Genomic DNA, 12,980 nt, shown 5'->3' on the forward strand with positions numbered 1-12,980 from the left:
TCACTCGAGGACTCATGGATGAACTGCATTTTCTGCCAGATTATCGCTGGCGCCTTGCCTGCGGCCGTGATCTACCGCGATGAACATTGCATGGCCTTCATGGACGTGCACCCCCTGGGGCAGGGGCATGTGCTGCTGATTCCCCAGTCCCATGTGGAAAAGCTCGACCAGTTGCCCGGTTTCGTCCGCCAGCACCTGTACCAGGTGTTCGATGGCCTGGTGGCCGCGCAGCGTCGTGCCGGCTTCGGCGTGGAGGGCACGCACCTCTTGGTCAACGATGGCCGGGCCACCAACCAGCATATTCCCCATGCCCACATGCACCTGATCCCCCGGCGCAGCGGCGATGGCCTGGGTTTCGCCGCTCGCCTGCTGCTGCACTTCACCGGGCTGTTCGGCCCCAAGGCGAAGGTCGACACCCTGCAACGCCAGGCCGCGCTCATCGCTGGCGAGGTACGGGTGCCCTGGGTCAGCGAGACGCCGGCCGGGGGAGGCCGCTGATATGGATCGCTCACAGGCGTTGGCCGTTGAACATGCGGAAAACCAATACTTGCGCACCCGGGTCGAGGGCCTGGCGAGCATCTCGGGCAACCCCTATCGGGCAAGCGTGCAGGGCGATTCGAGCTGCGGTGCGTTCCTTGTGGCCGACCATCCCAGCCCGATGCTGAATCGGGTGCACGGTGACCAGGAGCGAGACGCCGGGAAGCTGGCCAGCCTGCTGCAGGCTTGCAACGCCTGCAACCCGGCGATCGCACTGATCGCCGCATCGGCCAGGATCGCACCCACCCTGGAGCTGCAAGGGCAACTGCTGCAACGCCTGAAGGGCTGGACCCATGGGCAATTCCTTGCGCCCGTGGAGGCGATCCCGTCCCCGCCGGCGTGTTCGGATATCGAGTCAGTGGATCTGTCGACCCTGGAAAGCTTCTGTGTGCTGCATCGCGAGGCATTCAACACACCCGCGGCTGCCCGGCCGGTTACCCAAGCGGCTTTCGGCGCCTTGCTCGACGATGCTCGCGGGCACTTGTACCTGATACGCGAACAGGGTGTCGCGGTGGCCGGTGCGGCGTTGTTCATCGCCGACAACGGCGTGGCCTACCTGGGCACCGCCTTTACCACCAAGGCTGCGCGCGGCCAGGGTCATCACCGGGCCCTGATCGCCCACAGGTTGCACCAGGCCGTCGCCCTCGGCGCTCGGAGTGTGGCGGCCACGGCGTTGGTGAACTCGCAAAGCCGGCGCAACCTGGAACACTGCGGCTTGCGCCTTTCCCACCTGCAAACCCTGTATCGGGCCGCGCCTTAGCAGCGCTGAAGCCCTGGCCCTGAACGGGTGGCGAGCCCTTGGGCAAGACGGGCAGCCCGGCTGCTTTGCGACAGGCAGGCAGCGGGCGAGGCTTGGCCTTGTGCAACCGGTCGAAGCGATGAGTTTCGGAGTCAGCACTATTGGCTTGTCCGCGATTGCCTGGCCCACTCCTCGGCCGTTTTCGCCTCCACCGGTAGCGCAAAGCAGAAGGTCGCACCGCGCCCGGGTTCGTCCACCAGGCGGATGCTCACCCCGTGCAATTGCAGGATGCGATGGACGATGCGCAAGCCCAGGCCGCCGTCACGGCGGGCGCCACCGATGGTGAAGGGGCGCAGGAACAGGCCTTCGCGCAGGTGCTCGGCAATGCCGGGACCACTGTCGCTGACTCGTACCTGCACCTGTGGCCCCTCGGCCTGCAGGCTGATTTCGATCTCGCCGCCGGCCGGGGTATGGCGCAGGGCGTTGTCGAACAGGTTGGTCAGTACCCGCTCGATCAGCCCGAGGTCGGCGCAGACCACCCAGGTGTCCGGCTTGAAACGTGCTTCGAAGCGCACCTGGCGCGCCTCGGCGGTGAGTTCGAATTTCTGGAACAGGTCCTGCAACAGGTCGGTCAGGGAGAAGGGTTCGAGAATCGGCTGGACGAAACCATGTTCCAGCCGCACCAGTTCCAGCAGTGCCTGGGCCAGGCCGCCGACCTTACGGCTCTGATCCAGGGCGATGCCCAGGTAGCGCCGACGTTCCTCGGGGCTCAGGCTGGCGTCCTTGAGCGACAGGGTTTCCAGGTAGCCATGCAGGGACGACAGTGGCGTGCGCAGGTCGTGGGAAATGTTCGCCACCAGCTCGCGGCGCTCCTGATCCTGGCGGGTCAGGGTGCGCCACTGCTCATTGAGCCGGGCCTGCATCTGGCGGAACGTGGCGTCGAGCACGGCGATTTCATCCAGGCTACCGTTCTTGGGTTGAGCTGGTGGCGTGGGCCCCAGTGGCGGCGAAGCACCCTCGATGTCGAAGTGGCCGACCCGTTCGGTCAGCGTGCGCAATGGCCGGGTGATCAGGGCGAAGGCCGTGAGGCCGGCGATCAGGCACAACAGCGCCACCAGGGCGATCGACCACAAGGCGATGTTCAAGGCCGCACCCGTGGCGCCGCGTTCGGCGATGCGGTCGTGTTCCTCGCTGAGCAGCACCACGTACAGATAACCCGCCTGCTTGCCGGCAACCATCAATGGCGCTGCGCTGAACACCTTGCGCCCATCCTGGCTGCGCGGGTCGTCGCCAAGGATCGGCAGCGGGTCGCCAGCCAGCAGGCGACGGATTGGCGCCAGGTCCACCTGTTCGCGGCGCAGGCGACCGGCGGGAGCGGCATTGCCGACTATCCGTCCCTGGCTGTCCAGCAGGTACAGCTCGACACTGGGGTTGACCAGCATCAGCTGGCCGAACAGCGCACGCAGGGCGTTGGGCATCAGACCGTTGGCATCCATCAACTGGGTGTCCCGGGCGATATGCCCGGCCAGATCCCGGGACAACCCCTGCACCACTTCCAGCTCATGCATGCGATTGGAGCGCACCTGCAGCCAGGCCGAGGTGGAGCAGCACACTAGCAGCAACAGGGCGAACACCACGGACAGGCGTTGGCTCAGGGTCAGCTTCATGTCGGCTCCTGGGCGGCGAACTTGTAGCCGCGGCCCCAGACCGTGAGGATCCGCGCGGGCTGTGCCGGGTCGCTTTCGATCTTGGCCCGCAAGCGATTGATATGGGTGTTGACGGTGTGCTCGTAGCCTTCGTGGTTGTAGCCCCAGACGGCATTGAGCAGGTCCATGCGCGAGAACACCTTGCCCGGCTGGCGGGCGAAGAAATACAGGAGGTCGAACTCCCGCGGCGTGAGGTCCAGGCGCCGCCCGTCCAGGCTGGCGTCGCGGGTCAGCGGATCGATGGCCAGGCCGTCGAGGGCGAGGCTGCCGCTGTCCAGCTTGAGGTTGCGTGCCAGCGCATCGACCCGGCGCAGCAGCGCCTTGACCCGGGCCACCAGCTCGAGCACCGAGAACGGCTTGGCCAGGTAGTCGTCGGCGCCCAGTTCCAGGCCAAGGATGCGGTGCATCTCGCTGGAGCGGGCACTGGTGATGATGATCGGGGTGTAGCGGGTCATGGCCCGGGCCTGGCGACAGATCTCCAGGCCATCGACCCCGGGCAGCATCAGGTCCAGGATCAGCGCGTCCCAGCCGCCCTGTTGCAGCAGGCGCAGGCCCTCGGTGCCGTCGGCGCTGTGCACCACCTCCAGCTGCTCGTCGCGCAAGTGCAGCGCAATCAGCTCGGCAATGTGCTGGTCGTCCTCGACCACCAGCACGCGTTTGGCTTGTTCCATCGACACAGGGTCCTTTAGGCAATGGGCGCATTGTGCGGTGTTTCGCCGAGGCCAGTTATCACGAATTGTTTAACTGTGCGTGAGGATTTGGCGATCAGCCCAAGCTTAGGCTCAACCCACTACCAGAGCGGATGATTGTGGGAGGCAGCCATGTTTTCACGGCGACAGTTCTTATTGGCCAGTGGCGGCCTGGGTGTGGCGGCCCTGGCCTTGGAGGTCCTGCCACGCTTGGGCGGCGTTGACGCGCTGGTCGCACCGGCGCTGGCCGACGAGGTTTTCGAGGTCAGTCACAGCGACGCTGAATGGCGCACCTTGCTCAGCCCCGAGCAGTACCGGGTATTGCGCCAGGAGGGCACCGAGCGCGCCTACAGCAGCCCGCTGAACGAGGAGCACCGCGCCGGCACCTTTGCCTGCGCCGGTTGTGCGCTGGCGCTGTTTTCCTCGGCCACCAAGTTCGACAGCCACACCGGCTGGCCAAGCTTCTGGGCCCCGCTGGAACAGGCAGTGGCGCAGCGCAGCGATCGTTCTTTGGGCATGCAGCGCACCGAAGTGCACTGCCGGCGCTGCGGCGGCCACCTGGGGCATGTATTCGATGATGGCCCGGCGCCTACCGGCCTGCGCTACTGCATGAACGGGCTGGCCATGAACTTCACCGTACAAGCGGCCTGATGCTGTTTCTCACCGATAGAAGGATGACCTCATGTGGCTACTGCTTCTCGCTTATCTCGGTGGTGTGCTGACCATTGTCAGCCCCTGCATTCTGCCGGTATTGCCCTTTGTCTTCGCTCGCACCGGCCAGCCGTTCTTGCGCAGTGGCTTGCCGCTGTTGCTGGGCATGGCCCTGACCTTCGCCGTGGTCGCGAGCCTGGCGGCGGTGGGCGGCGCCTGGGTGGTGCAAGCCAATCAGTACGGTCGCTGGCTCGCGTTGCTGTGCGTAGCACTGTTCGGGCTGACGCTGCTGCTGCCGCGGTTGGCCGAGCGCCTGACCCGGCCGCTGGTGGCGGTGGGCGGGCGGCTCTCGGAGGCTGCCGGCCACGACCCACGGCCGCGGCCCGGCGCTTCATTGTTGATCGGCGTTGCCACCGGCCTGCTCTGGGCGCCGTGCGCCGGGCCGATTCTCGGGCTGTTGCTGACCGGAGCGGCATTGCAGGGCGCCAACCTCGCGACCAGCCTGCTGTTGCTGGCCTACGCGGGCGGCGCTGCGACCTCGCTGGCCGTGGCGCTGTTGCTCGGTGGCAAGGTGTTCGCCGCCATGAAGCGCTCCCTGGGCGCCGGTGAATGGCTGCGCAAGGGCCTGGGGGCAGCGATGCTCGCCGGGGTCGCGGCCATTGCCATGGGCTGGGACACCGGGATTCTCGCGCGTCTTTCCACGGCCTCCACCGCCGGCCTGGAGCAGGCCCTGGTGGGACGGTTGGCGGGTGGGGCGGCTGCACCGGAGGGGGCGATGCAGGCGCAAGATCACCTCGGCGGCGCAATGATGGCTGCCGCTGGCGCCATGTCCGCGCCGGCCCTGCCGGTGCAGGGCCAGTTGCCGCCGCTGAGTGGCGCCGTGCAGTGGCTCAACTCGCCCCCCCTGAGTGCCGAGGCGCTGAAGGGCAAGGTGGTACTGGTGGATTTCTGGACCTACTCCTGCATCAACTGCCTGCGCAGCCTGCCCTATGTCAAAGCCTGGGCCGAGAAGTACCGCGACCAGGGGCTGGTGGTGATCGGTGTACACGCCCCGGAGTTCGCCTTCGAACGGGACGTGGGCAATGTCACCAAGGCCGTGAAGGACTTGGGCATCGACTACCCCGTGGCCATCGACAACGACTACCGGATCTGGCGTGCCTTCGACAACCAGTACTGGCCGGCGCACTACTTCGCCGATGCCCAGGGGCGCATTCGCTACCAGCACTTCGGCGAGGGTGAGTACGCCGAGTCGGAGCGAGTGATCCAGCAACTGCTGCGCGAGGCCGGCAATGCCCAGGTCGCCGGTGGCTTGATCCAGGCCGAGGCCAAGGGGGTGCAGCAAGCGGCGGACATGAACGAGGTGCGCTCGCCGGAAACCTACGTCGGCTACCAGCGCTCGGAGAATTTCGTGCCCCAGGCCAGCCTGGCACCGGACACCATCGCGGCCTATGAGGTGCCAGCGCAGTTGGCGCTGAACGACTGGGGCCTGCGCGGGCAGTGGAAGGTCGGGGCCGAAAGTGCTCGATCCACTGCGCCAGGCGGGGCGCTGGTGTACCGCTTTCACGCCCGTGACCTGCACCTGGTACTGGGTCCGGGTGTGGATGGCAAGCCGGTGCGCTTCAAGGTGCTGATCGACGGCCAGGCACCGGGGGCGGACCACGGCGTGGATGTGGCGCCCGACGGCAGCGGCCAGGTGACCGAGCAGCGCCTGTACCAGTTGGTGCGTCAGGCCGGCGATGTGGCGGAGCACACCTTCAGCATCGAGTTTCTCGAACCAGGGGTGCAGGCCTATGCCTTCACTTTTGGTTGAAAGGTGGGGACACGACAGTCGGTTGGCCTGGACCGTGGAAAGGCCGGGCGCGGCCCTGCAGGTTCACTCATGGCAAGAGAGGCAGGTATGAAGAACATTCTGGGTGCAGTGCTGGCAATGACCGTGCTGGGGCTGGCGGGGCAGTGCTCGGCCTTTTCCCTTGGTGGTACCGGTGACGCGGTGGTGATCGCACCGCCAGCGCTGGATGAACGCAATCCGGCCCCTAGCGAGACGGCGGTATTTGCCGGTGGTTGCTTCTGGGGTGTGCAGGGCGTGTTCGCCCATGTCAAAGGCGTGCAGCGCGCGGTGTCCGGTTATGCCGGGGGCGCGGCGCAGACGGCGGACTACCAGCGGGTCAGCGAAGGTGACACCGGGCATGCCGAGTCGGTGCAGGTGACCTTCGACCCGGCCCAGGTCAGCTATGGCAGCTTGCTGCAGATCTACTTCTCGGTGGCCCACGACCCTACCGAACTCAATCGCCAGGGGCCGGACAGCGGTCCCCAGTACCGCTCGGCGCTGTTCCCGCAGACGCCCGAGCAACAACGGGTGGCCCAGGCCTACATCGCCCAGCTCGATGCAGGACGGGCGTTCGCCAAGCCCATTGCCACCCGCCTGGAACCGGACCAGACCTTCTACCCGGCGGAGGCCTATCACCAGGATTTTCTTGCCGAGCACCCTGGCTATCCCTACATCGTGATCAATGACCTGCCCAAGGTGGCGCACCTCAAGCAGCTGTTTCCCGAGCGTTACCAGGAACAGCCGATACGGGTGAAGACTGGCGGTTGATGACCGATCTTGAGGGCGGGGAGGTCAGTAGCGCCACTTGCGTAGCAGATCCTCGCCATAGCGCTGGCTGATCAGCGCTTCGACGCCGTCATCGTCGTCATGTACCTCGGCCAGGCACAGCAGCATCAGCGCGTCCAGGTAGTCCTGCGGCGAATCGAAGAAAGGCGTCAGGGCCATGCCGCTATCGTGGTCGAAGTAGTAGACCGCGCCGGTGTCGCGCTCGAAGCAGAACAGGTTGCCGTTGCCCAGGTAGTCGCCGAAGGCCACCAGCCTTTGCGCCAGTGCCAGGTCCAGGTATTGCTCGTCGATCTCGACGATGCCGGGGTAGGCCTCCAGCAGAGGCTGGATCGAGATGTCGCCGGGCTCGACGCTGCACAGGGTCTCGGCCAGGGACAGCACCCCCAGCTGGCGGTGGTAGTCGCGCAGCGCCGGTGGCAGCGGGCAGCCCAGGCGCTGTTCCAGGGCCTGCAAGGTGTCTTCGCTGACGGGTGTCAGCTCGGGTTCGTTGATGTGTCCTTCCCATAGCGCGCCGTAGGCGCCAATCGCCGCCCGGTACCAGGCCAGGCGCGTGGCCTGATCGGGCAGGTCCGGCCAGGCCAGGGGCGGGCAGCCGGCCGGTGGCCAGTCGGCGTTGGTGTCGTGTTGTTCTGACATGAGGGCTCCTTGGGTGAGCGGCAGGTGAAGGGCGATCAGGCGCTATGGCGCTTGCGCTCCATGGCGATGTCCGAGGGCTCGAAGCCCATCGAGCGGAAGAACTGCGCCGCTCCAGGACGACCGGCGCGCAGGACCCAGGTGATCTGCGGGTTGTCGCCCATCACCCAGTGCACCAGGGCCCGGCCTGTACCTTGCCGCCGATGTTGCTGGGCAACCACCACCATGGACAGGTAGCCGTTGGAGAGCCCATCGCTGAGGCCGCGGGCAAAACCGATGATGCTGTTGTCGTGCAGGGCCACTGCCGTGCGCTGGGAGTTGGCCAGCAACTGGCTGAAGTACTCGCGGGTGCCAATGCGATGGCCCCAGCCGTTGTCGCCGAGAAATTGCCGCAGGGCTTCGCAGTCCTCGGCCCGGGCGTCGCGGATCAGCATGGGCATGTCTCCAATGGGTAGCGATCGCGGATTGCATCCCGCCGGCGGGTTATTCGTCAAGCGCGGCTGAACGCTTCGGTCAAGCCGGGCGAGCATTGCGAACATTGTTGCCGGCTGGCGCCAGGCGTAGCGTGGTGCCTGGACTTGGATCTGCCTGGAGGGACGCAAGCATGACCGTGAAACTGGGAGCCATCGATGCCTGGGCGCAGCCGGCCAATGGCCGCGCGCGGGCGCTGTTGCCGGAAGTCGCCCGGCTGTTCGAGAAGTCCGGCTCGGCGCACCTGCTCGACCAGCCGGTGAGCATCGAGCAGACCGTGGCGCTGATGGATCAGGCCGGAGTGGAAAAGCTCATGCTCAGCGCCTGGTGCCGGCCCGAGGGCTGGGTGTTCAGCAACGATGAAGTGGCGGCCTATACCCGGGCCTTTCCCGAGCGTTTCGTCGGCGTGGCCACGGTGGACCTGAGCCGGCCCATGGCCGCCCTGGCCGAACTCGATCGGGCGGTGGGCGAGCTGGGTTGCAAGGCCCTGCGCATCGTGCCCTGGCTATGGAAGCTGCCGCCCAACCACCGCTTGTACTACCCGCTGTACGCCAAGTGCATCGAGCTGGGGATTCCCTTCTGTACCCAGGTCGGTCATACCGGCCCGCTGATGCCCTCGGAGACCGGGCGGCCGGTGCCCTACCTGGACGAGGTGGCCCTGGACTTTCCCGAGCTGGTGATCGTCGGCGGGCACATCGGCCATCCCTGGACCGACGAGATGATCGGCCTGGCCTGGAAGCACGACAATATCCACATCGATACCTCGGCCTACCTGCCGGCCTACTACCCGCCGCAGCTACTGCATTTCATCCGCACCTACGGCCAGGACAAGGTCTTGTTCGGCAGCAACTTCCCCCAGCTGTCGCTGAAAAAATGCCTGGAGCAGGTCCAGGCCCTGGAACTTCCGCCGCCAATCGCGGACAAATTCCTCCAGGGCAATGCCCGCCGGGTTTTCGGTTTGTAGTCGCCTCCCGCAGGCGCACATGGCCCTGACCCTGGGCGGCCCGGGTCCGCTGGCGAACGGTGCGCGCACCTTGGCAGCGGTTTTTCTGGCTCGAGGTTTCTTGTAATCTTGGCCTCCCCATTCACGGACGAATATCGAGACAGCCCATGGCTAACTCCACCCCGTCACGCCTCGGCAAGATCCTCCAGGGTCTGCTGTTCGCCCTGATCGGCATCGGCCTGCTGGTCATCGCCGGCAACCTTGCCCTCGACCGCCGCGAATTCCTCGCCAGCGCCCAGACCGCCGACGGCATCGTCAGCGACCTGAATGCCGGCGGCTCGCACCCCGAGATCGCCTTCACCACGGCCAGTGGGGAGAAGATCTCCTATCCCCAGGGCGGCTTCATCTTCGGCTACCAGAAAGACCAGCCGGTCCGGGTCTACTACCAGCCCGACCGCGCGGCCAACAGCGCGGTCATCGACGATCCGGCCGCTCTCTGGGCCACCCCGGGCGTGCTGGGCCTGATCGGCCTGGTGTTCGTCATTGCCGGCCTCATCGGCATCGCCAGCCAGCGCGGGCGTCGCGCCGCACAACCATTAAAAGGACTTTGAACCCATGAGCTATGACATCCCGATCCCGGTCAACGAGAGTCGCTGGCAGTACCAGACCGCCAGTGGCGGCGGCCTGACCGTGGCCCTGCTGGCTGGCAGCGGCGCTTCCCTGGTACTGCGCTCGCCCCAGGGCGAGGATGTGCACTACCACTATGGCGGCCTTGGGGTGGGGGTAGGGTTCGGCGCCCGCCTGCCGCGCTTCGGCAAGGTCAATATCCGGATCAAGGGCAAGACCGTCGGTGGCGCCGGTGCTGCCGAAGCCTTTCCCAGCACCGGCAAGGTGTTCGTTTCCGACGCCCTGGCCAGCCGCGACCTGACCAGCGACGACATCACCGGCCCTTGCCTGTACACCGAAGTCGGTGCCGGGCTGGGGGTGGGTGGTTCGGCCACGGCCTTGCTGTTCGGCCTGGACCCCAAGCTGCTGGCCCTGGCGGTAGCGGTGAATTCCACTGCGGCCTCGATTTTCGCGGCTACCACGGTCAACCGCCAACTGCTGCAGTCGGCCAAGGGTGCGGTAGTCATGGCCGGGATGAACGCCGGCCTGCAAGCCGGCGGCGGTGCGGCGATCTACATGGGCTACCTGTTCTAGCCCTTTCTGTCCGGGGCGCCTGGAGTCACAGGCGCGCCAGGCATTGCTGGAGAATATCCAGCCCCTCTTCGAAGACTTCCGCTTCCGTGGTCAGGGGCGCCAACAGGCGCACGATATGCCGTGACTTGCCGCTGGGCATCAGCAGCAGGCCGGCTTCCCGGGCGCTGGCCAGCAGATTGTTCAACGGCTCCGACGCTGGCGCGCCCTGCTCATCCAGCAGCTCGATTCCGCGCATGGCGCCGACCCCGGTCAAGCGCCCCAGGTAGCGGCACAGGCCGCTGGACTTCCAGTGCCGGTAACGCTCGACAATCGCTCGTTCCTGGACCTCGCCCCAGGCTTGCAGATGCTCGTCGGTCATTTCCTCCAGGGTCGCCAGGGCCGCGGCGCAAGCGATCGGGTTGCCCGAATAGGTGCCCCCCAGGCCGCCTCGGGGCAGGCTGTCCAGCAGCTCCTGGCGACCCACCACCGCGCCCAGGGGCAGCCCGCCGCCGATGCTCTTGCCCAAGAGGATCAGGTCCGGTTCGATACCCAGCCGGGAAAAGCCGAAACGCTGGCCGGTGCGGCCAAAGCCGGACTGGATCTCGTCGGCCACCAGGAGGATCCGCTGCTCGTCGCACAAGCGACGCAGGGCCTGGGCGAACCCCGGGTCCAGAGCCAGGAAGCCGCCTTCGCCCTGTACTGGCTCGAAGATGAAGCAGGCCACCTCGCCGACATCGATCTCCACGCTGAACAACCGTTGCATGGCCTTCAAGGCTTCTTCGGCACTCACGCCGTTGTCGGCGCTGGGGTAGGGCAGGTGGTACACGGGCCCCGGTAGCACGCCGACCTTCTGCTTGTAGGGGGCGACCTTGCCGTTGAGGTTGAGGGTGGCCAGGGTACGGCCATGGAAGCCACCATCGAAGGCGATCACGGCGCTGCGCCCGGTCGCGGCGCGGACGATCTTCAAGGCGTTTTCCGCTGCTTCGGCGCCACTGTTGGTGAGCATGCCGCTGACTGGATAGTTCACCGGGATGAAGCTGGCCAGGCGCTCCATGAACTCAAGGTAGGGCGCGTGGGCAGCGGCGTTGAAGGCGTAGTGGGTGAGGCGGCTGGCCTGGGCCTGGATGGCCGCGACGATACGCGGATGGCAGTGCCCGAGGTTGAGTACGCCAATGCCGCCGACGAAGTCGATGTAGCGCTTGCCCTGGGTGTCCCAGACTTCGGCGTTGCGCCCGTGGCTGAGCTGGATCGGATGGACGGTGGCGATCGAACGGCTGATGTTCTGGTGGCTCATGGGATGGGCTCTGGATGCCGGGAACGAGCCGTTATCTAAGCCGGCCTCGGCCGCCTGGGACAAACGAAATAAAGTCGCCGGGTCAGTATGAAATTTCCCGATCTGGTCTTTGCCTCCTGCTCAGGACCTTTGCGCCTTGTGGCGGTTGCGCAGGTGGCGCACCAGGGCGGCGAGCGCCAGCAGGGCCACCACGCCGAGGAAGATCGGCAGGCGATAGGGCTTCAGGTCGCCGAAAAAATGCTGCAAGGCCTCGCCGGCCCAATAGCCAGCCCCGACGAACAACATGGCCCAGACCGCGGCCCCGAGCACATTGAGCAAAGCAAAGCGCCAGGGTGCCAGGCCGCTGGCGCCGATGACCATCGGTCCTACCAGGCGCATGCCATAAAGAAAGCGCACGGCGAACACCGAGGTCAGGGGATAGCGCTCGATCAGGCCCTTGACCCGCTCGATGGCGGCCTGGTGGCGCTTGAGCCTGGGCAGTATCCGGGCACCGGAGTAGCGACCGGTCCAGAACAGCAGTTGGTCGCCGAGGATGCCGCCGAGGGTGGCCAGGCCGAGCACCTGGGGCCACTCCAGGTTGCCCTGGTGCGCCGCCATGCCACCGAGGATCAACACAGTCTCGCCCTCCAGCAGGCAACCGACGAAGATCACCCAGTAGCCGTAGGTGGCGATCAAGGCGTTGAGGTCCAGGTGTTCGAGCATGGCTATCCCTTGTGTACGTTCGAGGTGGGTCATGGCTTCGATCCGCCATCCTGCTTCGAGTGCTACCGGATTGAAGCGTTCGGTCGGCGATGGCTGAGCGTAAGGGATATACCTTTGACATATCCCTTTGCTTCACTAGACTTGAGGGCACCTTTGGCTCATGCAGCAGGTGATTCGATGGAAACCGGTTCCGTATTCAAAAGCAATCGCAGCCAGGCTATTCGCATGCCCAAGGCCGTGGCGTTGCCGGACGATGTCACACGGGTGGACATCGTCGCGATCGGCCGCACCCGCATCATCACTCCGGCGGGCGAGTCCTGGGAAAGCTGGTTTGATGAGCAGGACAGCGTGAGCGCTGACTTCATGACTGAACGGGAGCAGCCAGCCGAGCAGATACGTGAGGAGTTCTGATGTTCAAGTACATGCTCGATACCAATATCTGCATCTTTACCATCAAGAACAAACCCCAGCAGGTTCGCGAAGCGTTCAGCCGTAATCAGGGACGTTTGTGCATCAGTTCCATCACGTTGATGGAATTGATCTATGGTGCGGAAAAATCTGCCGTGCCGGAGAAAAACCTGGGGCGTGTCGAAAGCTTCGTGGCACGCCTGCAAGTGCTGGATTATGACGATAACGCTGCGATCCATAGTGGCCAGCTACAGGCCGAACTCGCCCAGAAGGGCAAACGGATAGGTCCCTACGATCAACTGATAGCGGGACATGCCAGGTCATTGGGGCTGACCCTGGTTACCAACAATCTTCGTGAGTTCGAGCGTGTGCCCGGGTTGCGCGTCGAGGATTGGGTCTAGGGTCTGTTGCCGT

The 12,980-nt window shown here is 65.6% G+C and carries 16 protein-coding genes; 10 read left to right on the forward strand and 6 right to left on the reverse strand.

All coding sequences use genetic code 11. The features are described 5' to 3' along the window. Positions 1-18 precede the first annotated feature (18 nt). Both AC3WK8_RS02830 and AC3WK8_RS02835 read left to right on the forward strand, forming a co-directional pair. Positions 19-498: an HIT family protein gene (locus AC3WK8_RS02830; RefSeq protein WP_103324029.1), complete on the forward strand. Its 480-nt coding sequence runs from the start codon at positions 19-21 to the stop codon at positions 496-498. A gap of 1 nt (position 499) precedes the next feature. Further along, complete coding sequence (locus AC3WK8_RS02835) at positions 500-1,297, forward strand: GNAT family N-acetyltransferase (RefSeq protein ID WP_103324028.1); 798 nt, start codon at positions 500-502, stop codon at positions 1,295-1,297. Positions 1,298-1,434: 137 nt separating this feature from the next. Here the strand turns inward: AC3WK8_RS02835 and AC3WK8_RS02840 are convergent, their stop codons facing one another. Both AC3WK8_RS02840 and AC3WK8_RS02845 read right to left on the reverse strand, forming a co-directional pair. Then, positions 1,435-2,943, reverse strand: a complete 1,509-nt coding sequence (locus tag AC3WK8_RS02840; RefSeq protein ID WP_103324027.1) for a sensor histidine kinase — start codon at positions 2,941-2,943, stop codon at positions 1,435-1,437. After that, a complete protein-coding gene (locus AC3WK8_RS02845) occupies positions 2,940-3,653 on the reverse strand; it encodes a response regulator transcription factor (RefSeq protein WP_085594927.1) in 714 nt (237 codons plus the stop codon). Before AC3WK8_RS02845 ends, AC3WK8_RS02840 begins: the two co-directional genes overlap by 4 nt. A 150-nt stretch (positions 3,654-3,803) precedes the next feature. Between AC3WK8_RS02845 and msrB the strand changes: the two genes are divergently transcribed. From msrB to msrA, 3 genes are all read left to right on the forward strand, one after another. Next, positions 3,804-4,322, forward strand: a complete 519-nt coding sequence (gene msrB / locus AC3WK8_RS02850; RefSeq protein ID WP_085594929.1) for a peptide-methionine (R)-S-oxide reductase MsrB — start codon at positions 3,804-3,806, stop codon at positions 4,320-4,322. A gap of 31 nt (positions 4,323-4,353) precedes the next feature. Next, positions 4,354-6,132, forward strand: a complete 1,779-nt coding sequence (locus tag AC3WK8_RS02855; protein WP_103324026.1) for a cytochrome c biogenesis protein DipZ — start codon at positions 4,354-4,356, stop codon at positions 6,130-6,132. A gap of 87 nt (positions 6,133-6,219) precedes the next feature. Continuing rightward, entirely contained in the window at positions 6,220-6,918 is a 699-nt protein-coding gene (msrA, locus tag AC3WK8_RS02860; protein WP_085594933.1) for a peptide-methionine (S)-S-oxide reductase MsrA, read from the forward strand. Between the two features lie 24 nt (positions 6,919-6,942). Here the strand turns inward: msrA and AC3WK8_RS02865 are convergent, their stop codons facing one another. Further along, positions 6,943-7,572: an SMI1/KNR4 family protein gene (locus AC3WK8_RS02865; RefSeq protein WP_103324025.1), complete on the reverse strand. Its 630-nt coding sequence runs from the start codon at positions 7,570-7,572 to the stop codon at positions 6,943-6,945. Positions 7,573-7,607: 35 nt separating this feature from the next. Then, complete coding sequence (locus tag AC3WK8_RS02870) at positions 7,608-8,003, reverse strand: GNAT family N-acetyltransferase (protein WP_103324024.1); 396 nt, start codon at positions 8,001-8,003, stop codon at positions 7,608-7,610. Between the two features lie 170 nt (positions 8,004-8,173). Between AC3WK8_RS02870 and AC3WK8_RS02875 the strand changes: the two genes are divergently transcribed. The 3 genes from AC3WK8_RS02875 (at position 8,174) to AC3WK8_RS02885 (ending at position 10,183) form a co-directional block, all read left to right on the forward strand. Then, positions 8,174-9,004 (forward strand): amidohydrolase family protein, encoded by an 831-nt coding sequence (locus AC3WK8_RS02875; protein ID WP_022640742.1) that lies wholly within the window; start codon positions 8,174-8,176, stop codon positions 9,002-9,004. Between the two features lie 146 nt (positions 9,005-9,150). Continuing rightward, complete coding sequence (locus tag AC3WK8_RS02880) at positions 9,151-9,594, forward strand: DUF3592 domain-containing protein (RefSeq protein ID WP_022640741.1); 444 nt, start codon at positions 9,151-9,153, stop codon at positions 9,592-9,594. Between the two features lie 4 nt (positions 9,595-9,598). Next, entirely contained in the window at positions 9,599-10,183 is a 585-nt protein-coding gene (locus AC3WK8_RS02885) for a hypothetical protein (protein WP_022640740.1), read from the forward strand. A 25-nt stretch (positions 10,184-10,208) separates the two neighbouring features. Here the strand turns inward: AC3WK8_RS02885 and AC3WK8_RS02890 are convergent, their stop codons facing one another. Next, on the reverse strand, positions 10,209-11,456 hold the full coding sequence (locus tag AC3WK8_RS02890; RefSeq protein WP_085594941.1) for a 2-aminoadipate transaminase: 1,248 nt from the start codon (positions 11,454-11,456) through the stop codon (positions 10,209-10,211). Positions 11,457-11,576: 120 nt separating this feature from the next. Beyond that, the gene (locus tag AC3WK8_RS02895) at positions 11,577-12,158 is read right to left on the reverse strand and encodes a DedA family protein (protein WP_085594943.1); all 582 of its coding nucleotides are present in this window, start codon (positions 12,156-12,158) and stop codon (positions 11,577-11,579) included. A gap of 177 nt (positions 12,159-12,335) precedes the next feature. Between AC3WK8_RS02895 and vapB the strand changes: the two genes are divergently transcribed. Both vapB and vapC read left to right on the forward strand, forming a co-directional pair. Continuing rightward, a complete protein-coding gene (gene vapB / locus AC3WK8_RS02900) occupies positions 12,336-12,569 on the forward strand; it encodes a type II toxin-antitoxin system VapB family antitoxin (protein WP_103324023.1) in 234 nt (77 codons plus the stop codon). Continuing rightward, entirely contained in the window at positions 12,569-12,967 is a 399-nt protein-coding gene (vapC, locus tag AC3WK8_RS02905; RefSeq protein WP_085594947.1) for a type II toxin-antitoxin system tRNA(fMet)-specific endonuclease VapC, read from the forward strand. Before vapB ends, vapC begins: the two co-directional genes overlap by 1 nt. Positions 12,968-12,980: the final 13 nt, after the last annotated feature.

The sequence above is a fragment of the Pseudomonas sp. FW507-12TSA genome (assembly GCF_058781435.1).

Coding starts and splice junctions, on each gene's coding strand:
- AC3WK8_RS02830 (WP_103324029.1), top strand. CDS start 19: ATGAACTGCATTTTCTGCCAGATTATCGCTGGCGCCTTGCCTGCGGCC.
- AC3WK8_RS02835 (WP_103324028.1), top strand. CDS start 500: ATGGATCGCTCACAGGCGTTGGCCGTTGAACATGCGGAAAACCAATAC.
- AC3WK8_RS02840 (WP_103324027.1), bottom strand. CDS start 2,943: ATGAAGCTGACCCTGAGCCAACGCCTGTCCGTGGTGTTCGCCCTGTTG.
- AC3WK8_RS02845 (WP_085594927.1), bottom strand. CDS start 3,653: ATGGAACAAGCCAAACGCGTGCTGGTGGTCGAGGACGACCAGCACATT.
- msrB (WP_085594929.1), top strand. CDS start 3,804: ATGTTTTCACGGCGACAGTTCTTATTGGCCAGTGGCGGCCTGGGTGTG.
- AC3WK8_RS02855 (WP_103324026.1), top strand. CDS start 4,354: ATGTGGCTACTGCTTCTCGCTTATCTCGGTGGTGTGCTGACCATTGTC.
- msrA (WP_085594933.1), top strand. CDS start 6,220: ATGAAGAACATTCTGGGTGCAGTGCTGGCAATGACCGTGCTGGGGCTG.
- AC3WK8_RS02865 (WP_103324025.1), bottom strand. CDS start 7,572: ATGTCAGAACAACACGACACCAACGCCGACTGGCCACCGGCCGGCTGC.
- AC3WK8_RS02870 (WP_103324024.1), bottom strand. CDS start 8,003: ATGCTGATCCGCGACGCCCGGGCCGAGGACTGCGAAGCCCTGCGGCAA.
- AC3WK8_RS02875 (WP_022640742.1), top strand. CDS start 8,174: ATGACCGTGAAACTGGGAGCCATCGATGCCTGGGCGCAGCCGGCCAAT.
- AC3WK8_RS02880 (WP_022640741.1), top strand. CDS start 9,151: ATGGCTAACTCCACCCCGTCACGCCTCGGCAAGATCCTCCAGGGTCTG.
- AC3WK8_RS02885 (WP_022640740.1), top strand. CDS start 9,599: ATGAGCTATGACATCCCGATCCCGGTCAACGAGAGTCGCTGGCAGTAC.
- AC3WK8_RS02890 (WP_085594941.1), bottom strand. CDS start 11,456: ATGAGCCACCAGAACATCAGCCGTTCGATCGCCACCGTCCATCCGATC.
- AC3WK8_RS02895 (WP_085594943.1), bottom strand. CDS start 12,158: ATGCTCGAACACCTGGACCTCAACGCCTTGATCGCCACCTACGGCTAC.
- vapB (WP_103324023.1), top strand. CDS start 12,336: ATGGAAACCGGTTCCGTATTCAAAAGCAATCGCAGCCAGGCTATTCGC.
- vapC (WP_085594947.1), top strand. CDS start 12,569: ATGTTCAAGTACATGCTCGATACCAATATCTGCATCTTTACCATCAAG.